Origin of the sequence: Saccharothrix sp. ALI-22-I (genome assembly GCF_001984175.1) — a bacterium.
In the GTDB taxonomy this organism is placed as follows: domain Bacteria; phylum Actinomycetota; class Actinomycetes; order Mycobacteriales; family Pseudonocardiaceae; genus Actinosynnema.
This window is the reverse complement of the sequence record NZ_MTQP01000035.1, coordinates 1-17,597: the sequence shown is the minus strand read 5'-3', so window position 1 is coordinate 17,597 and position 17,597 is coordinate 1. Positions and strand designations below refer to the sequence as shown.

The window sequence follows — 17,597 nt, the reverse complement described above, 5'->3', positions numbered from 1 at the left end:
TCAGTACGTCCGTACTGTTACTTGGGGTGTGCGCATGTGGGATCCGGGCAAGTACCTCGCGTTCGCCGACCACCGGTCGCGACCGTTCCACGAGCTGGTGGCACGTATCGGGGCCACGTCACCGCGGCGGGTGGTGGACCTGGGCTGCGGCCCGGGGAACCTGACCGGGACGTTGGCCGCGCGGTGGCCGTCGGCGGTGGTGGAGGGGTTGGACTCGTCACCGGAGATGGTCTCGGCGGCACGGGCGCGTGGGGTGGACGCGCGGGTGGGCGACGTGGCGTCGTGGGAGCCCGCGCCGGACACCGACGTGGTGGTGACCAACGCGGTGTTGCAGTGGGTGCCGGGGCACGAGGACCTGCTGCGGAAGTGGGCGCGGACGCTGCCGTCCGGCGCGTGGCTGGCGATGCAGGTGCCGGGGAACTTCTCCGGACCGTCGCACTCGCTGGTCCGGTCGCTGGTGGACGCGTCGTGGCCGGCGTTGCGCGGGCTGATGCGGCTGTCGCCGGTGCTCGACCCGGAGGGGTACGCGCTGGTGCTCGACGGGTGTTCGGTGGACGCGTGGGAGACGACGTACCTGCAGCGGCTGGAGGGGGAGGACGCCGTGCTGGAGTGGATCAGCGGGACGGCGTTGCGGCCCATCCGGGCGGCGTTGGACGACGGGGAGTGGGCGGCGTTCCGGGCACAGCTGGCGCCGATGCTGCGCTCGGCCTACCCGATGCGGGCGGACGGCACGACGTGGTTCCCGTTCCGCCGGATCTTCGCGGTCGCCCGCGTGCCGTGACCCCTAGCGCCGTGACCCTTGTGCCGTGACCTGCCGTGGCCGCCCCACTTGTCACGCGGGGCGGCCACGGCTTCGGTTCTCTGGTTCCCTGGTCCCTAGTTCGCGCGCGGGATGACGGGGTCGCGCCGGTGCCCGTTGGCGTGGGGCTGGTGACGGCCGAAGCCGGTCTTCTCACTCACCTTGGCGCGGACGATGCCGGCCGCGCCCTGGACGGCCGGGTGGTCGGCCATGGCGCGGTAGGCGCGCACGATCTGGTCGTAGCGCTGACGTCCGGCGCGCGCCCCTAGGACGTAGCCGACGGCGGCGCCGAGCAGGATGCCCTTCATGAGGTGTCCTCTCCTCCGATCGTGCCTGGTCACACACCTTCCTACCGCACGGGCAGGGGGGTGTGCGCGAGCACCGTTCCGGATGCGCTAGAGTTATGTCCCGTCGGACCGAGAGGTCCGGCCTACAACAGAACATTCCCCCTTAGCTCAACGGCAGAGCATTCGACTGTTAATCGAAGGGTTACTGGTTCGAATCCAGTAGGGGGAGCGCGATGGCAGCCCCAGGTCACCTGACCTGGGGCTTTGTCATCTCATGGGGTCGGGGTACCCCCTGTCACCCGATTGTCACCCCCTACTGCCCACTTTCTTGAGGCAGGCTGATCGGTATGGCCGACCGCTTCGCGAACCGCCGCCGGATCACGTCGCTGGACCCGGAGACCGACCACGTCGAGATCATGCGCATCTCGTCCGGGTACGAGTTCCCGTGGGACTACGTGCGGTCGTTGGAGTTCGCGCTGTTCAGGACGTACTGCGTGCCGTCGATCTCGGGTCTGCTGGCTCGTACCGGCGAGTTCGAGCGGCGGCCGCAGAAGCGGTACGACGACACGGCGTTGCTGATGGCGGAGCTGGTGGAGCACGGCTACGACTCGCCGCGGGGCCGGGAGGCGCTGCGCGTGGTGAACCGGCTGCACGGGCGGTACGAGATCTCGAACGACGACATGCGGTACGTGCTGTCGACGTTCATCTTCGACCCGATCGAGTGGATCTCGCGGTTCGGCTGGCGGCCTCTGACGGACCACGAACGGATGGCCGCGTTCCACTTCTACTCGGCCGTCGGTGTCCGGATGGGGATCAAGGACCTGCCGGCCACCTACTCCTCGTACCTGGCGTTCAAGCGCGCGTACGAGGCCGAGCACTTCACGTACAGCGACACGAACCGTCAGATCGGCCAGTACACCCTGGACCTGTTCTGTTCCTGGTACCCGGCGCCACGCGCGCTGACGTCCCGAGCCGTGCTAGCGCTGCTGGACAAGCCCATGCTCACCGCCTTCGGCTTCCGCCCGTCACCCACCTGGCTGACCGCCCTGGCCCACACCGCCCTGCACTTACGAGCCCACACCGTCCGCATGCTCCCACCCAGGCGAACACCCCGCCTGACCAACGACTCGAACAACCGCACCTACCCCGGCTACCCCACCGGCTACCGACCGTCCGACCTCGGAGCCCCGAACCCCCGGAGTGCACAGCTTGGTCACGCCGTACCGGGTTGTCGAGACGCGGAAGAGACAGATCTGTACCCTCCAGAACCGCACGTCAGGGGGCAGTAGCTCAGCCGGTCAGAGCAGCGGACTCATAATCCGTCAGGTCGTGGGTTCGAACCCCACCTGCCCCACCAAAGTACTCAGTGCGCGAACCCTCGGGGTGAGGACTGGTAAGCCGGTCTCCGGCCCTTCTGCCTCGGCGTTTACCGGCTGGGGCACCCGGAAGACGGGGACGATCCGGTCGGGTCCGAGGACCTTGATCGTCATGACGAGTGCTTCCACGAGGGCCTTGCGTTGGTTGTGGTTACCGGCGTCGAGGATTTCGGTGATGTGGTCGTTGACCTCGGTGAGCGTGGCCGCGTCGGGCATGGTCGGCTCGGCGGTGAGCTGGGCTTCCAACTGGGCTTTCCGGTCGCGGAGCTGGCGTTGCTTGGTGCGGTGCTGGAGCAGTCGCGCTTTCACGTCCTCGTCGTCGGGGTCGAACTTGTCGGCCTCGAAGGCGTCGAGGTACTTGTCGATCTTCGCCGTGACGTTGGTGAGGTCGGCCTGGACGGTCTTGAGTTCAGCGGCCACGGTCTCGTGGCTGCTCGCGTAGTGCCGGCGGGCGGCCTCGACCGCGTCACGGATCAGGATGTGCTGGCTGCTGTAGAAGGACGCGATGGCGTCCGTGAGGGCCTTGTCGACGGCGTCGGCGTTGAGCCGGGCCATGTCGCACTTCGCCTTGCCGTAGCGGGTGATGTTCCAGCAGGTGTAGTAGCGGTAGGTCTTGGTCTTGCCGTTCGCCCTGGTGCCGACCATCGGCTTGCCGCACTTCGGGCACGGGATTCGGCCGGTGGCGATGTAGTCCGAGCCGCTGGCGGCGCGGTGGCCGAGGCTTTCGCCGCGCTCGTCGAGGATGTGGTTGGCCTGGTCGAACTGGGCCGCGTCGATGATCGCCGGGTGGGCGTTCTCGACGGTGACCTCCCGGAAGTTGATCTCGCCGACGTAGACGCGGTTGGCGAGGATGTTGGTCACCTGTTTGAACGACCAGGGGCCGCCGGTGCTGGTGCGGTGGCCGCGCTCGTTGAGCAGGTTGGCGATGGTGTGGGAGCCGATGCGGTCGCGCGTGTAGAGGTTGAAGATCAGCTTGACGATGCCTTCCTCGGCCTCGTTCGGGTACAGCACGTGGGTCTTGGGGTCCACCAGGTAGCCGTAGGGGCGGCGTCCGCCCTTCCACTGCCCCTTCGCGGCCTTGCGCTCCAGTCCCGCGGTGACCCGGTCGATGATCACGTCCCGCTCGAACTGGGCGAACATCGACAGCATCTGGACCAGCATCCGGCCCATCGGCGTGGAGGTGTCGAACGGCTCGGTCGCCGACCGGAACGCAACCCCGGCGTCGTCCAGTTCGTCAAGCAGTGTCACCGTGTCGCGGAGATTCCGGGAGAACCGGTCCACCCGGTACACCAACAGGACGTCGATCATTCCCGACTTGGCCCACCGCATCGCCTTTTGGAGGCCGGGGCGGTCGGTGTTCGCGCCGGAGGCGTCGTCCTCGAACCTCTTGACGATCGTCCACCCCGGCTGTGAGGCCACGTAGGCGTCCAGGCGCGTGAACTGCGCTTCCTTGGAGAAGGGCTGGTGCTCGTCGTCCGTGCTGCGCCGCACGTAGATCCCGACGCGGACGGTGTCGAGGTCCAGCGCTGCGGCCTTCCGGACTTTCTTTGTCGTCGTTCGCCTAGACAAAAAGATTCCCCCAGGTTGTTGGCGAACCGGTGCGGCGGTCCGCCATTCTTGGCATGGCTCTACCGGCACCGGGAATGTGTTCGGTCATGCCATTGAATCTAGCATTTCCGGTGCATGGGCATCAGGTTTTGTTTTGCGTGGAGCGTCGGGATTGGTTCCATTCATTGATGAGTGCGGCGAGGGCGTCCACTGCCGTGTCGTGCTCACGGGGCTCCAGAGGCTCGGTCTCGATGTGATCGACCGTCAAGGCGTTGGGCAACCTGTTCGTGCTCGCGTCCACTTGTCGTTTCCTGATCGGCTGTGGTGAGGCGCGAGGAGCCCCCGCAACCAGCGGAGGCGGGGGCTCCTCCGCTGGTGGGTTCGGGTCGTCGGGTCAGTGGCGGCGCAGTCCCGCGTCCTACGTGATCGGTTCCTCGGGCGTGCGCCGTGGCGTGGTGGCCGTTGGGATCTCGGTCAGGAGTCGGTGGGAGTGAGGGGGCGGCCGTCGTTGTCGCGCGGGTCGACCAGTGGGGTGACGCGGTGCTCGGTGCTGACCACGACACCGAAGGTGCCCAGCAGCACCAGGGCGGCGGAGATCAGGCCGGTGAGGGCGTCTCCCTGGCCGGAGGTGAGCAGGCCGGAGCCGACGAGGCCGGTGACCAGGGCGGTGAGGCCGCCGACGATGGAGCCCGCGATGCGCAGCGGGCGGGGGCGGGGATCGGACACGAAGGGTTCCTTCTGGATGGGGTTGGGGTGGTTGCCCTCGTGCCGCTCGAACCAGCGGACAAAGCGGTAGGAGGCTTTGCCGAGTAGCCAGAGCAGCAGGGCGAGGGAGAGCACGAGCGAGCCGCCGCCGGGTTCGAGCCCGGCGGCGGCCGACTCGTGGGTCATGGGCGGATCAGCCAGTTCCCGGCGTAGATCCGGTTCGGGTCGGCGATGCCGTTGCGCGCGGCGATGGCCGCGACGGTGGTGCCCCAGCGCACGGCCAGCACCGAGAGGGTGTCTCCGGGCTGGATCTGGTAGCGCTCGCCGCCGCCTCCACCGCCCCCGGTGCCGGGGACCTGGATGGTGTTGCCCGCGTAGATGAGGTTGGGGTTGGCGATGCCGTTGCGGGAGGCCAGCTCGCCCACGGTGGTGCCGGTGCGCGCGGCGATGCCGGACAGGGTGTCGCCGGGCTGGATGACGTAGGAGACCCAGCCCGAGGGCGCCGGGGCGGGCGCGGGCTGCGGTGCCGGTGCCGGGGCGGGTGCGCCGTCGAGGACGAACGAGCCCACGCGCCAGCCGCCCACGGTGGCGTTGCGGTCCACGAACCCGGTGAAGCCGGGGACGATGCCTTCCTGGGTGTGCTGGTGGATCGCCAGCCGGGGGTGGCTGTAGTCGACGTGGCCGGGGTTGCCGTTGTACTGGGCGCACCAGAGGATCACGCCGTCGTCGGCCCACTCGTTCGGGCGCAGGCGGCGGGTGAACCAGTACTGGTTGGCGTACACCAGCAGTTCGCGGCGTCCGGAACGCTCGCGAAAGAGGCGGATGAACTCCGCGACGAACCCGTTGGGGTCGCCGGTGAAGTCGGGGGCCTCCATGTCGAGCATCGGCCACAGCGAGCCGGAGGCGAGCAGGCCGCGGGCGTTGAGCTGGGCGACGAAGTGCGCGACCTGTCCGGCGATGTCGCCGGGGTGGGCGTAGTGGTAGCCGCCGACGTGGATGCCGACGCCCCGCGCGCCGTCGACCTGGGCGGTGGCGTGCGGGTTGACGTAGCCGGTGGCTTCGGTGACCTTCACCGAGGCGAAGCTGATGTTGTTGCCCTTGACGGCGAGCCAGCCGATCGCAGAGCCCTGCCAAGAGCTGATGTCGATGCCGTAGTCCACGTGGTCCTTCCGGTTTTCGGGCATGGCGAAGCGGCCGAGCACCGGGGCGGTGTCGGCTCGTGGGTGGGTGGGTGGGTCAGGCGGGTGGGAGTTCGCCGCGTCGCGCGGCGGCGGCTGCATCCTCGGCGGCGCGGCGGCGGTCGCGTTCGGCGTCCAGCTCGTTCTCAAGACCGGCGAGGCGGCGTTCGAGCTTGGAGATGCGGGTGCGCATCGCGGACAGCTCGGCGGTGTGCGCGGTGCGCAGGGCGGTGATCTCGGCGGCGTGCGCGGTCTCGCGGGCCGCGAGCGCGGCCAGGTACTCGGCGCGGTCGGACCGGTTGGCGGTCATGAGCCGGTGGTTGGCCGAGAGCAGGTAGCCGATGATCAGCACGAGCGCACCGGCCACGCCGAAGCTAGACAGGTTGGATAGGTCCAGAACTTCACCTCTGTTTTGGCAATGCGGACCGTTCACGCGGCACCGTGCGGGCGTCCGGGCACACCTGCTACGCGTTCCCGCAATCGCGTACAGAACGAACCTCATATTCAAATGCTGGGAACGTGCAGGTCATCAGGCTCCACTGGGCCGATCGGCTCATAGTTTCAGGTGGCCCGCATTTTGCGGGTTTCTGCTCCGTTCGAGCGGTTTCGTGCGTAGTCGACCATCGTGTCGCCGAAATGCGGTAGTAGTTGTACCGATCCGACTGCCTTCGATGAAAGGTTGCGAATGAGGAAACTCGGACTGTTGATCGGTGCCATTGCTGCTGCATTCGCACTGGCCGGGGCTCCGGTTGCGGCGGCGTCCCCGGCGCCGCAGGCCGCACCGATCCCTTGCTCCACCTGGCAGTACAACACCGATGCCGGTAAGCCGATCTACAGCGGTAGCACGGGCACCGGCCTGGTCGGCTACACCGCCAACGGCGGTTTTGTGAACGTGACCGGATTCAACGAAAACTTCCGTGGCGGGAACTTCTACAACTCCGGCGGAGGGTGGTACAACGTCGGTTGGATCCACATCTCGCACATCCATTACGTGCGCTGCTGGTAGTCCGGAGGGTGTTCGGGTCGCGAAGCGACCCGAACACCCATTCCGGACATCGGATATCGCGCCGCTTGGCGGGCCGGTTCATCGTGGATGGCGGATCTTCTTGGTGACGCAGGTGGTGGCCCCGTGGGGTAGCGCATAGTCGGAGTTTCCAGCTTAAACGCACACGCAGGCGAAGCCGGAAAGGTGAGCCCACGAGCGTGGGCTCATGGAACCCGTACTCCCTCACCGGCTAGCACGGTGCGGGCGTCGGGGTCGATGGGTGGGTCGGGCCGGATGTTCTGGTCGGTGGGTGGTCCGGGGCTCAGCGTGGCGCGCAGGGTGAGGACCTGGCGGACGCGCCCGTGGCCGTCGCCGCTGGTGCGGATGCCCACCACCCACGCGGGGGTGGTCAGGGCCGCGCCCACGGTGTCGGTGATGCGGACGAGGTCGCCGAGTTGGATGCGCGGGTCGGGCAGGATCTCGACGTCGCCGAGCACGGGCAGCGGTGCGGCGGCGACGGCGAGCAGGTAGGACGCGACCGTCGAGGCCGCGGCCGAGGTCTGCAACCACGGGGTGGCCGGCACCTGGTAGACCTGCGCGCCGTAGCGGGTGACGCTGGTGGTGTCGGTGCGCCGCAGCAGCCGGCGGGAGGGGCCGTTGTCGGCCAGCTCGACGGAGTAGATCGACAGCGACGGGACGTTGCCGGAGGTGAGCATGTAGACGGTGCTCGATCCGGTGTTGCGGAAGGTGACGCGCAGGGTTGCGCCGTCGCGTTCGGTGGTGGACTCCACCCGTCCGTGGACTCCGGCGCTGCCGTCGCTCGCGGTGGACCAGCGCACCCGCGAGGTGGAGGCGGGTGTGGTGGCGACGTAGGCGATCGGGGGCGGGGAGTCGTACTCGGTGACGTCGTAGTCGTAGGTCAGGGTCAGGGTGGAGAAGGCCGGGATGCTGCGCCGGGTGGTCTCGGTGAACCGCTCCCGCGTGGAGCCGATCGTGTAGAGCGAATAGGGCACGTCGATGACGTTGCGGACGGAGTCGATCGCCTCCGACACCCGCAGTCCCGCGATCTCCCGCGCACTGGTCGCGGTCAGCACCGGTTGGCCGGGCGAGGTGAAGCGGGTGTTGTTGCGGTAGCGGAAGATGCCGTGTTCATCGAACGAGGCGGTGGCCTGTTCGGCGCGGGCCACGGCGCTGATGACCTCCCACGCGGAGCCCTGGGTGGGCGGGATGGCGGTCAACGTGCTGGTGATGGTGTCGAGCACCGCGCCGCGCTGCCAGGTCGGGCCTTCGAAGTCGGCGCGGGTGGGTTGGGTCAGCGTCAGCGAGACCTGGACGGCTTCGACCGGCAGTCCGGAGGTCATGGCGATGTAGTTGAGCTGGGTGCCTCCGGCGGGCATCCCGCCCAGCGTGCCGGGGTTGAACTCCTGGTAGTAGCCGTCCGGGCCGGACATGTAGATGCGCGCGGAGGGCTGGGTTCCGCTGAACGTCCAGTAGCAGCCCAGATGCCAGCGCCCGACCGGCAGCGGCGTGAAGAACAGCACGGAGGTGAACTGCCCGTCCGAGCTGGCCGACGCGGTTTGCGGGCTGGACTTGAAGTCCACGCCGAACTCCACGGCGTTGGTCGCCCCGTCGGCCTGGTAGAAGCAGGACAGCGAGACCCTGCCGGTGTCGGGGCCGATGGAGCTGGTGTCCACCCAGCACTCCACGAACAGCGACCGGCCGGGAACGGTGGTGCGGGTGCGCGGGTCCCAGCGGACGCCGAAGCTGGTGGTGGTCGAACCGGGCAGCGCGGCCATCTCCCACGGCGCACGGGTGCGGGTGTAGCCGATCGAACCGGAGTGGGTGCGGTAGAACCCGACGTCCGGCGCGATGCCGCCGTGCATCGAGGCATACAGGATGCACTCGGGCCGTGGCGGCGGGGCGGTGTGGATGCCCGCGTCCCGCAGCAGGTTGTCCACCACCCACGTGCCCGAGGCGATCGGCACGGTGTTGACCGACACGGCGGCCGGGAGGCGGGCCGCGCCGCGCAGCCGTTCCGCGCCGTCCAGCGCCGACAGTTCGACCCGTCCGGTGGCGGAGTCGGCTATCCGGTCGCGCACGAGGCCCCGGAAGGCGGGTAGGGCGTCGTCGGCCAGGCCCCAGCCGTGCAGGACGGATTGGCGGGGTCGGGTGATGTCGGCGGTGGCGTGCGGGGCGTAGGGGCTGTAGAGCTGGGCGGCGGTCTGGGTGCCGGTGCCGGTGATGGAGAGCCGGAGTTCGGCGGAGGCGCTGCCGTTGGTGGCGCGCATCGGGGCGGGCAGGTCGGAGTCGTAGGCCCGGTCCAGCGACCAGGTGGTGACCTGGTCGGTGAGGTCGCGTCCGCCCAGGCGGGTCAGGCTGGTGTGGACGCGTTCGGGTTCGCCGAGGGCGGCGGTGAGGGCGGGGTCGGCGTCAAGCAGGGCGCACCTCCACGAGGGTGAGCGACAGGTCGCGGTGTGGGAGTCGCGGGCGGTCGGCGTAGGCGGTGACGGTCATGGCGGGGCAGCCGTCGCCGATCGGGATGGGTTCGGTGGCGGTGACGGGTTCGCCGAGGCGCAGCAGGGCGCCGCCCACCGGGATGGTCGTGGTGAGGGTGGGCAGGTCGACCTTGGGCAGGACGAACGCCGCCCCGGCGGGCGGGACGGCGGTCACGGTGGGCGCGGCCGGTTCGGCGGAGCCGACGAACACTCCGCCCGCGTCCCAGAACTCCAACCGGCACACCGCGCCCGCCAGGGTGCGGGCCAGGTGGGTGGTGAACGAGACCGGCACGCCGGGCAGCACCGGCCACCCCACCCAGTACGGCGGGAGGTAGTAGAGCTGACTGCTGTTGGCCTGGGTGGCGGTGACGGTGAGCGTGCCGTCCGCGCGTTCGGCCAGGGTGCCCCACCCGGCGAGGGTGATCCGGCGCGGTGTGCGCCCGAGGGATTGACCGGCCTCCAACAGGTTGTCGGTCGCCGGGTCGAGCACGGCCAGGGGGCCGGGGCCGTAGGCGCGGCGGGCCAGGGCGTCGAGCCAGCGGGCGTGCTCGGGCAGCAGCGCCGACCAGGACAGGGGGAGGCGGCGGGGGGGGGGGGGCCAACCGGGTGGTGGTCACCCCGCCCGCCAGTGAGGCGAACTCCTGCACCCCGAGGGAGACCGACCGGTCGTAGTCGGTGGCGGTGTCGGGGATCTCCCGCAACTGCCCCGGTGGGCCGATCCACAGCGAACGCACGGGCGCTCACCTCCGGGACAGGATGCGTTCGCCGTCTGCGGTGGCACGGGCGATCTCGGTAGCGCCGACCTGCACCACCACGGGGCGGGCGGCCAGCTCGCGCACCGCGTCGACCAGGTCGCCCAGGTCGGGCGGTGTCGTCCCGGTGGCGTTGGTGGCGTTGCGGGTGATCACTCGTTCCGGTGCGGTTCGGCCGCGCGCGGCCTCGGGCGCGGCCATGCGGGGGATGCTGGCCGTGAGGTCGGACAGGTACTCGCGCACGGCGGGTTCCCCGGCCTCCAACCCGGTGAGCAGCCCGCGCATGATGAGGACACCGTTGCCGCGCAACAGCTTCGCGTCACGCTCGGGCGGACCTTTCCAGTCCGGCAACAGGTTCGTGACCTGCCGCAGCTTGTCCCGCAGGGAGTTGATCATGGACTCGATGCCGCGCAGCAGGCCCCGGATCAGGTTCTTGCCCGCCTCGACCAGCAGTGAGCCGAGGTCACCGAGGCCGGAGACGATCTTGCGCGGCAGGTCCGCGACCAGCGAGAGCAGTCCGCCCGTGGCCGTGTTGACCGCGCCCCACAGGAACTCGAACGCGCCCGCCACGACGTCCTTGACACCCTGCCAGGCTCGTGACCAGTCGCCGGTGATCACGCCCATGGCGATGTCCAGCAGGCCCTTGAGGAACTGGAGCCCGCCGGACACGGTGGAGACGATGTTGTCCACGACGGGCTTGACGACGTTGTCCAGCAGGAACCGCAGCACCGGGATCAGGTTCTCGGTGATCTCGGTGGCGACGGCGGCCCAGATCTTGAGCCAGTCCGTGAGGACCCCGGCGGCCTGGACGATGACCGGGAGCAGCGCCGCGACGAGGTCGATCACGGAGGGCAGCAGTGTCACGCCGAGTTCCAGCAGGGGCGGGAGCAGTGGGAGCAGTCCCTCGGCCCAGAGTCGTACCAGGGCCTCGGCCAGCGGCGGGACCAGCGGCAGCAGCCCGGTCAGCGCGGTGGACAGGGTCTCGCCGAGCAGCCGTCCGATCTCGACCAGGGTCGGCGTGGCCGTTGCGAGCCCGACCGACAGGACCTCGGCGAGCTGCTGGACCGTGGAGACGATCACCGGTAGCACCGGCAGCGCCGCCTGAAGCCCGGCGAGCAGGACTTGCGCCCAGGTGTCGGCGAGCTGGCCGACCAGCGGCAGCACCGCCGACAGGGCGGTGAGCAGGGCTCCGCCGATCTCGGCCGCGATCGGCGTCAGAACGCGAAGCAGGTTCGCCAGCGCGGGCGCGGCGATCTGCACGGCCTGCACGAGCAACTGTCCGAGTTGGACGATCAACGGGGCAGTCGCCCGCGCCAACTCGATCAGGGCGGGGGCCAGTTCGCGCACGCCGTCGGCGAGCGCTCCGCCGACGAGTTCGCCGACGAGCTGGAACACGGCCGGTGCCAACTCGGCGACGACCCCGGCCAGCAGCTCCGCCGCCGGGACCAGCAGCGAGGCCAGCGCCTGGGCCGCGACCCCGGCCAGGGGCGCGAGGGCGGCCAGGACCCGCCCGGCGGGTTCGGCCGCGCCGACGAGCACGGCCAGGCCCTGGGCGACCATCGGGCCGAGCTGGGCGATGGCGGGCGCGAGGATCGACGCGGCGACCCGCGCCACTTCGGCCAGCAGCGGTAGCAACGCCGAGGCCACCGCGCCCAGACCGCCGAAGATCTGTTGTAGGGCAAGGGTTCCCTCCGCAGAGCGGAGGAAGGCGAGCATGGAGCCGGTGACCGCGTTGAGGGTCTGGAGCAGTCCCGCGCCCTGGGTGTTGGCGGCCGACAGGACCGTGAAGACGATCCGCGCGAGGTTGCCCAGGACGCCTGCCAGGTCGCCGAGTGCGGAGAGGCCGGCGGACAGCCACTCGCGGAGTTGCCCGGTCTCGCGGGCGGTGGCGATGAACTGCGCGAACCGCTCGGTGCTCTCCCCGAGCGCCGAGGCGAGGCCGGGTAGGAACTCGCTGCCCACGGCGGCGATGTCGCGGATGGCGCGCAGCAGCGGCGCCACACCGCCGGCCAGCGCGCGGACGGACTGCCCGGTGTTGTCCAGGATCAGCCGGACGTCATCGACCGTGCGCGCCTCGGCGGCGAACCCCGCCGCGCCACGTGCGGCCTGGTTGTAGCCCTCGGCGATGCCGACCAGGCCGTCACGCAGCACCGGCAGGTACCGGTCCCCCAACCGGGAGACCTCGCCGCCGAGCCCGGCGAACAGCCGGGCCTGCACGTCGAGCTTGAGCCCGTCGAGCTGGGGGCGCAGCGCGCGGACGGCGTCGGTGGTCTCCCGCATGCCGGGCGGGAAGTCCTTGACCGCCTTGGCGTAGTCGGCCGGTGTCTCGGCGTTGAGTGCGTCGTTGAGCCCGTCGACCCCGAGGCGTAGCGCGCCCACGGCCGCGGCTGCGGCGATGCCGACCGCGGGGACGATCAGCAGCGACCCGGCGACGGTTCCGGCCGCCGCGCCGAGCCCGCCCATCAGACTCAGCGCTTGGGCGATGCCACCGGCCAGGGCGGCGTACTTGAGGGTGGCATCGCCCACGGTGGCGGTGTGGGCGGTGATGTCGCCGGTCAGGCGGGTGACGCCGTTGTCGAGCTGGGCCAGCCCGCGCACGCTCGCGCCCACGCTGCGGTCCAGCGCGGCGCGGATGGTGACGCTGTGTCCGGACAGGCGGCGGCGCAGCGCGGTGAACTCGTTCTCGGCGGGGCGGGCGTCGAGCTGGGCGAGCAGCCGCATGGCGGTCTGGTCACCCGCGCGGGCCAGCTCGGCGAGCTGGGCGCGCACCAGCGTGGTCTGGATCTGCGCACCCAACGAGATGTCGGGTGCGCCGCGTTCGGCCTGGTTGATCTGTTCCCGGACGTGACGCCCGAGACCCTGAAGGGACGGGAGAACCTTGAGGTAGGCGTGGCCGACGGTTGCCAGGAGCGCTCACGCTCCCCGCATCCACAGCGCGATCTCACGCAGTGACCGGACTTCCGGTTCAGGCTCACCCCCTGCCTGTGAGGGCGGGGCGGTGTCGCCGAGGTCCAGCGGCGCGGCCACGTCGGCGTCGGACACCTTCGTGCCCAGGGCGGTGGCGACCGTGGCCCACAGCAGGGTGACGCGGCGTTCGAGTGCGGCGAGCAGGACTTCCGGGCGGGTCCACCCGGCGTCCGGGCCGGTCGCGCGCCACACGGCGGCGTCGTCGGGCAGGTGTGCGACCACCGCGCACACCCGCCGGAACGACAACGTGCCCCGGTAGAGGTCCAACAGGTCCAGGCCCAACCGGAGGAAGTCCAGTTCGAGCGCTTCGGCGGTGGTGTCGTCCGCCAGCAGGCGGGCGACGACTACGGGTTTCCCCGCCCCAGCTCCCGCATGATCGTCTGCGAGAAGTGCTCCGCGTCGGCGGCCGTGGTCGCCAGGCCCCGCCACGTCGTGTACTGCTCCTCGCCGAGGATCAGCCGCAGCGACAGCAGGACCTTGCCCTCCTCCTCGGCCTCGATCGCGGCCAACGGGAACTCCGAGGCCGACGGCAGGGTGAAGCGCTTGCCCCGCCACATCACCGCGTGCTCACTGCGTGCGGGTGCGGCCGGGCGGTTGGTGGCCTCGCGGCGCTGGGATCGGCTCACTTCGTGTTCTCCTCGATGGCGAGCGTGCCGCCGCCGGGTGCGGCGAGCAGGACGGCGGGGTCGTCGGTGAGCCACACGGCCAACGTGGTTCCGCTGGCCGGGGCGAGCGCGGCGAAGCTGATGCCCCACCGCGCCTCCTGGGTTCGGGTCCACTGCGCGTCCTGGGTCTCGGAGACCTCGGCGCGCGGGACGTAGAGCCGGTGGTGGTAGACCTCGGTCGCCGAGATCTGATCGACCCAGTCCACACACAGGGCGCGCTCGTCGCCCTTGGGCACGGACGAGATCTCGGCGCGGTAGCGCTTCGACCCGGCGGCGGTCTCAGCGAACACCAACCCGCCGAAGTACGCGCCCAGAACCACGGCCTTGGTCTCCTGGAAGACGCTGGAGACGCCGAACTCCTGGCTGGTGTAGATGAACCGCGCCGGGGTGGTCTGCTGCCAGTGCGTGGTGCCGGTGCGCTCCACCGCGCGGCGGATGGTCACGCCTCCTCGGTCGACAGGCCCAGGCCGCTCCACGCGGCCGGGAGCGGGGTTGTCGGGTCGGGCGGTTCGGGTGTGCCCGGCGGGGCGAGCGAGAGTTCCCCGGTGCCGGGGACGCGGACGAGAGTGGGACTCAGGGCCAAGCGGACGACCTCCAGGACGATGCGGAAGGGCCGCTCTCCTGGTGGTGCCGGGAGGCGGGCAGCCTCCCGGATTCGGGTACGAGGGTTCAGCGGGTGGTGGAGCGGGCGCGCACCGCGACGGCGGCGGTGGCCAGCGGGCGGTCGGTGTGCGGGTCGATCCCCGCGAGGGGGCCGGTGACGGGTTCGCCGCCGGTCAGCCCCGGCGCGGGGCGCGGGGCGCACAGCAGCGCCAGCGCCAGGCCCACCGCGGCCTTGGCGGCGTGCTCGGAACGGTGCCAGCAGGTCAGCCGGATCACCACGCGCTGGAGCGCGGGCCAGGCCCAGGTGTGGCCGTCCTCGGCAACCAGCAGCCACGGCAACGAGGGCGGACCGCCGTCCGGGCCGTCCCCGACCCGCGTGGACACCCGGATGCCCGCGAGCACGGGGTCGGGGCGCGCGGCGAGCTGCGGACGCAGGGCACGGACCACCAGCTCGGCCACGTCGACCGGCACCGGCAGGGATTCGGTCACGACTCCTCGCCCGCCTCCAGCCCATCGACCTCCAACCCGGCGGCCTCGGCCGCGCGCTTGAGCAGGCCGTAGCGGGCTTCCATGCCGACCCCGGCGGGGTGGCGCACCGCGACCGTGGTTCCGGCGCGGTCGTGGTTGGGGTCGTCGTAGACCTCCACTGGCAGCGGCTCACCCGAGGTGACGCGCTGACCGGCACCGCGCGCGGTCGCGCCGACCTGTTCGGCCGCCGCCCGCACCATCGCGGCGAACTCCTCGGAGTTCAGCAGCTCGCGCACGCCGTCCCGGTCGACGCGGAAGCCGTGGAAGGCGTCCATGCTCAGCCCTCCACGTGCTTGAGCCGGGTCTCCCAGTGCACCCGCCCGAAGCGCGGTGAGAACCGGTCCGGCTCGCCCACCACGTCGAGGGTCTTGCCGTTCCACTCGACGCGCTCGCGGGCCGCGACGGGTTCGAGGGTGAACAGCCGCCAGGCGGTGACGACCGGGCGGCGGCCGGGTTCGGCCGGTTCGGTCGACCCGGCGGGTTGCAGGTGTCCCCAGGCCACCCGGCGGGCGGCGTCGGGGCCGTAGTCGAGGTCCGGGGTGGGGTTGTCGTAGGCGTCGGTGACCTGGTCGGGGGTGACGATCAGGAAGCGGTGCGGGAGCTGGACGGCGCACCTCCTTGTAGTGCGATCGGGTGAACGGGACGTGAATGCGTTTCGCTTTGGTCGTATGCGGCGATAGACCGGGCAGCGCCGGGGGGCACGCCCCCCGACCCCCGGCGCTTCTGCTCCCGGTCAGGCCGTCCAGATCGAGAACGCGCCGCGCGGTGGGGGAGCGGGCGGCCGGAGCAGGTCCAGTTCGTCCTCGGTCAGGTACAGGCCGCCGCCCTCGTGCGCGGCCACCCGCGAGTGGCTGCCGGTGGTCTCGGACTTGTTGCCGTCCGGCGGCGACGCCAACGCCCGCAACACCGCCGTGCAGATCACGCCCACCGCCGTGGGCGGGGGCGGGACGGGCATGGTCGGCACGCGGGCGCGGGCCAACGCCGAGGCGTCCGAGATCAGCACCGCCGCGCGGGCCTGCTGCTCCGGGGTGAGCTGCACTTCGGCACGGGCCTGTACGTCGGCGACGGTGGCCAGCGGAGGGTCGGTGGACATGTGTCACCTCGTCCACTCTTGACCGCGATGGACACAGACAGGCGTAAAGCGAGCCGCCATACCGCGATAATCGGTGCTGGTACGACTAGGTACACGGCGCGTACAGTCCATCCGCGTGAGTGGGGAGAGATCGACCTTCGTGACCGCAGTCATCGCCGCCGCCGCCGCGTTACTCGGATCAGCCCTCGGGCTCGCCGGTGCCCTTGTGACCACCAATCAGCAATTGGCACACGACCGGCAAGTACGGCTGCGCGAGGAAGTCAAGACCGGCTGCGCCGACCTCCTGCGAGAGAATCGAAGCATGGCGTCCATACTGGACGAAGCCGTCGGGAGCACATCACCCAACGTCATCTCGGACGCAAGAACGCGCGCAATTGCCGTCCAGAACGTTATGCTCCAAGCGGAGACTGCACTTCTCCTCGTGGCCCCGGCCGACATCGTCGCCAAACTGACCGATCCCGATGCGGGAAAGCAAAAGCTCTCCACTTCGGATGCGCTGCTTGACCTCGCGCGCAAGGCCGAGAACCCCACGAGCACGGAATTCCGATCCGCGCTTGACTCCGTCAAGGAACTTCAGAAGGCGATGGGTGCGGAGTACATAGACATCGGTGGCGCATGCAGGGGCTATCTGACCAACAACTAATCGTCATTCTTCGCGCTCGTGGAACTCGGCGGCCGTCCGCCCGCCGCACGGACACCCAACGCCGGAGGTAGCTCGCGCAGCGCCTCGATGGTGTTCTTGTCTCTGATGTCGACCTCGCCGTCCACGAACGTCACGCCCAGGTCGTGGACGACGAGTTGCGGGTAGCGGGTGCTGGTGAACTTCACGCGCCACCCCCGGTCGGGCCGGTGATCTTGCCGTGCGCGATCTCCGGGCCGTACTCCAGCGAGATCTCCCCGTAGATCTGCGCCCGGTCCGTGCTGCCGGTCTTCGCCAGGGGCTCGGAGAACAGGAATCCCTGTCCGGGCTTCTCCAGCAGTACCGGGGCGCATTGGTCGAGGCTGACCACCTGCACCGTGTCGGTGGGCATGTACCTGTTCAACATGATGTTGATGCGGCCGAAGTCCGTTTCGATGGTGGTCACCGAGACGCCGCCGACGTTGCGGGACTGCTCCTGGTAGTTCTTCTTGGTGACGAACTCGTTGGTGAGCTGTCGCTTCTGCCATGCGTTGCACATCAGCGTGGCGGTCTCCGAAATCTGGATGCCGCCGTTTTCCCAGACCTTCTGCAAGAGGTCGATGACCAGGGCCTCGGTCAAGGGCTGCGGGGTGGCGTTGGTGATGACGTTGGTGCGGGTGGCCTCCAGGATGCCGCGCGTCTTGCGCACCGTGGAGTTGTCGGTGGGTTCCTGGTAGCGGCCGACCAGGAACGTCAACTCGACGTCACGGGCGATCTGCACGAGCGCCTGGCGGGTCTGCCAGTCCATCTCGTTGGGGACGGCGTTGGTGCCGCCGATGGCGGCGGCGTTGGGGTTGGCCGCCCCGGTCCCGGCGAACATGTTCTGCGTGGACTGCCGGGTGTAGGTGACGCCCACCGTCTCCTGGTGGATCTCCAGGACGTTGCGGTCAGTGCCCCTCACGCGGGTCTCGGCGGGCGGGGCGTCCGCGCCCTCCAG

The 17,597-nt window shown here is 70.2% G+C and carries 22 protein-coding genes and 2 tRNA genes; 6 read left to right on the top strand and 18 right to left on the bottom strand.

All coding sequences use genetic code 11. The features are described from left to right. Positions 1-34: 34 nt before the first annotated feature. Positions 35-781, top strand: coding sequence for a trans-aconitate 2-methyltransferase (locus ALI22I_RS03550; RefSeq protein WP_077004108.1), 747 nt, complete (start codon positions 35-37; stop codon positions 779-781). 95 nt (positions 782-876) lie between these two features. On the opposite strand, the gene ALI22I_RS03545 is transcribed toward ALI22I_RS03550, so the two are convergent. Next, positions 877-1,107 carry a hypothetical protein gene (locus tag ALI22I_RS03545; RefSeq protein ID WP_077004107.1) on the bottom strand — a complete coding sequence of 77 codons (231 nt, stop codon included), beginning with the start codon at positions 1,105-1,107 and terminating at the stop codon, positions 877-879. A 136-nt stretch (positions 1,108-1,243) separates the two neighbouring features. On the opposite strand from ALI22I_RS03545, the gene ALI22I_RS03540 reads away from it, so the two are divergent. The 3 genes from ALI22I_RS03540 (at position 1,244) to ALI22I_RS03530 (ending at position 2,443) form a co-directional block, all read left to right on the top strand. Next, a tRNA-Asn gene (locus ALI22I_RS03540) sits at positions 1,244-1,315 on the top strand. A gap of 118 nt (positions 1,316-1,433) precedes the next feature. Further along, positions 1,434-2,375, top strand: coding sequence for an oxygenase MpaB family protein (locus tag ALI22I_RS03535; RefSeq protein ID WP_083751394.1), 942 nt, complete (start codon positions 1,434-1,436; stop codon positions 2,373-2,375). Continuing rightward, positions 2,366-2,443, top strand: a tRNA-Ile gene (locus ALI22I_RS03530). The genes ALI22I_RS03535 and ALI22I_RS03530 overlap by 10 nt, the downstream gene beginning before the upstream one ends. On the opposite strand, the gene ALI22I_RS03525 is transcribed toward ALI22I_RS03530, so the two are convergent. The 4 genes from ALI22I_RS03525 to ALI22I_RS03510 form a co-directional block, all read right to left on the bottom strand. Then, positions 2,409-4,031, bottom strand: a complete 1,623-nt coding sequence (locus ALI22I_RS03525; RefSeq protein WP_077004106.1) for a recombinase family protein — start codon at positions 4,029-4,031, stop codon at positions 2,409-2,411. The two genes, ALI22I_RS03530 and ALI22I_RS03525, sit on opposite strands and share 35 nt — an antisense overlap. A 453-nt stretch (positions 4,032-4,484) precedes the next feature. After that, the gene (locus ALI22I_RS52950; protein WP_238598065.1) at positions 4,485-4,901 is read right to left on the bottom strand and encodes a hypothetical protein; all 417 of its coding nucleotides are present in this window, start codon (positions 4,899-4,901) and stop codon (positions 4,485-4,487) included. Next, positions 4,898-5,917 carry a GH25 family lysozyme gene (locus tag ALI22I_RS03515; RefSeq protein WP_179118082.1) on the bottom strand — a complete coding sequence of 340 codons (1,020 nt, stop codon included), beginning with the start codon at positions 5,915-5,917 and terminating at the stop codon, positions 4,898-4,900. Before ALI22I_RS03515 ends, ALI22I_RS52950 begins: the two co-directional genes overlap by 4 nt. 34 nt (positions 5,918-5,951) lie before the next feature. Beyond that, positions 5,952-6,260 carry a hypothetical protein gene (locus ALI22I_RS03510; protein ID WP_077004104.1) on the bottom strand — a complete coding sequence of 103 codons (309 nt, stop codon included), beginning with the start codon at positions 6,258-6,260 and terminating at the stop codon, positions 5,952-5,954. Positions 6,261-6,578: 318 nt separating this feature from the next. Here ALI22I_RS03510 and ALI22I_RS03505 point away from each other — a divergent pair, with 318 nt between their 5' ends. Next, positions 6,579-6,899, top strand: a complete 321-nt coding sequence (locus tag ALI22I_RS03505) for a hypothetical protein (protein WP_077004103.1) — start codon at positions 6,579-6,581, stop codon at positions 6,897-6,899. Positions 6,900-7,102: 203 nt separating this feature from the next. On the opposite strand, the gene ALI22I_RS03500 is transcribed toward ALI22I_RS03505, so the two are convergent. The 11 genes from ALI22I_RS03500 to ALI22I_RS03455 form a co-directional block, all read right to left on the bottom strand. Beyond that, a complete protein-coding gene (locus ALI22I_RS03500) occupies positions 7,103-9,166 on the bottom strand; it encodes a hypothetical protein (RefSeq protein ID WP_077004102.1) in 2,064 nt (687 codons plus the stop codon). A 142-nt stretch (positions 9,167-9,308) separates the two neighbouring features. After that, entirely contained in the window at positions 9,309-9,863 is a 555-nt protein-coding gene (locus tag ALI22I_RS03495; RefSeq protein ID WP_077004101.1) for a hypothetical protein, read from the bottom strand. Positions 9,864-10,113: 250 nt separating this feature from the next. Continuing rightward, positions 10,114-12,921 (bottom strand): phage tail protein, encoded by a 2,808-nt coding sequence (locus ALI22I_RS03490; RefSeq protein WP_077004100.1) that lies wholly within the window; start codon positions 12,919-12,921, stop codon positions 10,114-10,116. Positions 12,922-13,038: 117 nt separating this feature from the next. Next, the gene (locus ALI22I_RS50355; protein WP_179118081.1) at positions 13,039-13,521 is read right to left on the bottom strand and encodes a hypothetical protein; all 483 of its coding nucleotides are present in this window, start codon (positions 13,519-13,521) and stop codon (positions 13,039-13,041) included. Continuing rightward, positions 13,437-13,718 (bottom strand): hypothetical protein, encoded by a 282-nt coding sequence (locus tag ALI22I_RS03480; protein ID WP_077004098.1) that lies wholly within the window; start codon positions 13,716-13,718, stop codon positions 13,437-13,439. Before ALI22I_RS03480 ends, ALI22I_RS50355 begins: the two co-directional genes overlap by 85 nt. Then, a complete protein-coding gene (locus ALI22I_RS03475) occupies positions 13,715-14,200 on the bottom strand; it encodes a phage tail tube protein (protein WP_077004097.1) in 486 nt (161 codons plus the stop codon). The genes ALI22I_RS03480 and ALI22I_RS03475 overlap by 4 nt, the downstream gene beginning before the upstream one ends. After that, positions 14,197-14,340 (bottom strand): hypothetical protein, encoded by a 144-nt coding sequence (locus tag ALI22I_RS50350; protein WP_179118080.1) that lies wholly within the window; start codon positions 14,338-14,340, stop codon positions 14,197-14,199. The genes ALI22I_RS03475 and ALI22I_RS50350 overlap by 4 nt, the downstream gene beginning before the upstream one ends. Before the next feature lie 86 nt (positions 14,341-14,426). After that, entirely contained in the window at positions 14,427-14,849 is a 423-nt protein-coding gene (locus ALI22I_RS54410) for a hypothetical protein (protein WP_077004096.1), read from the bottom strand. Then, positions 14,846-15,163 carry a hypothetical protein gene (locus ALI22I_RS03465; RefSeq protein ID WP_077004095.1) on the bottom strand — a complete coding sequence of 106 codons (318 nt, stop codon included), beginning with the start codon at positions 15,161-15,163 and terminating at the stop codon, positions 14,846-14,848. Before ALI22I_RS03465 ends, ALI22I_RS54410 begins: the two co-directional genes overlap by 4 nt. 2 nt (positions 15,164-15,165) lie before the next feature. Next, positions 15,166-15,390: a hypothetical protein gene (locus ALI22I_RS03460; RefSeq protein WP_077004094.1), complete on the bottom strand. Its 225-nt coding sequence runs from the start codon at positions 15,388-15,390 to the stop codon at positions 15,166-15,168. 231 nt (positions 15,391-15,621) lie between these two features. Further along, a complete protein-coding gene (locus tag ALI22I_RS03455; protein ID WP_077004093.1) occupies positions 15,622-15,981 on the bottom strand; it encodes a hypothetical protein in 360 nt (119 codons plus the stop codon). A gap of 139 nt (positions 15,982-16,120) precedes the next feature. Between ALI22I_RS03455 and ALI22I_RS03450 the strand changes: the two genes are divergently transcribed. Then, positions 16,121-16,624 (top strand): hypothetical protein, encoded by a 504-nt coding sequence (locus ALI22I_RS03450; protein ID WP_077004092.1) that lies wholly within the window; start codon positions 16,121-16,123, stop codon positions 16,622-16,624. Here the strand turns inward: ALI22I_RS03450 and ALI22I_RS03445 are convergent. Continuing rightward, positions 16,621-16,809: a hypothetical protein gene (locus ALI22I_RS03445; protein ID WP_077004091.1), complete on the bottom strand. Its 189-nt coding sequence runs from the start codon at positions 16,807-16,809 to the stop codon at positions 16,621-16,623. The two genes, ALI22I_RS03450 and ALI22I_RS03445, sit on opposite strands and share 4 nt — an antisense overlap. Continuing rightward, positions 16,806-17,597 (bottom strand): SU10 major capsid protein (locus tag ALI22I_RS03440; protein ID WP_077004090.1); only part of this gene is annotated, 792 nt, incomplete at its 5' end. The genes ALI22I_RS03445 and ALI22I_RS03440, both read right to left, overlap by 4 nt.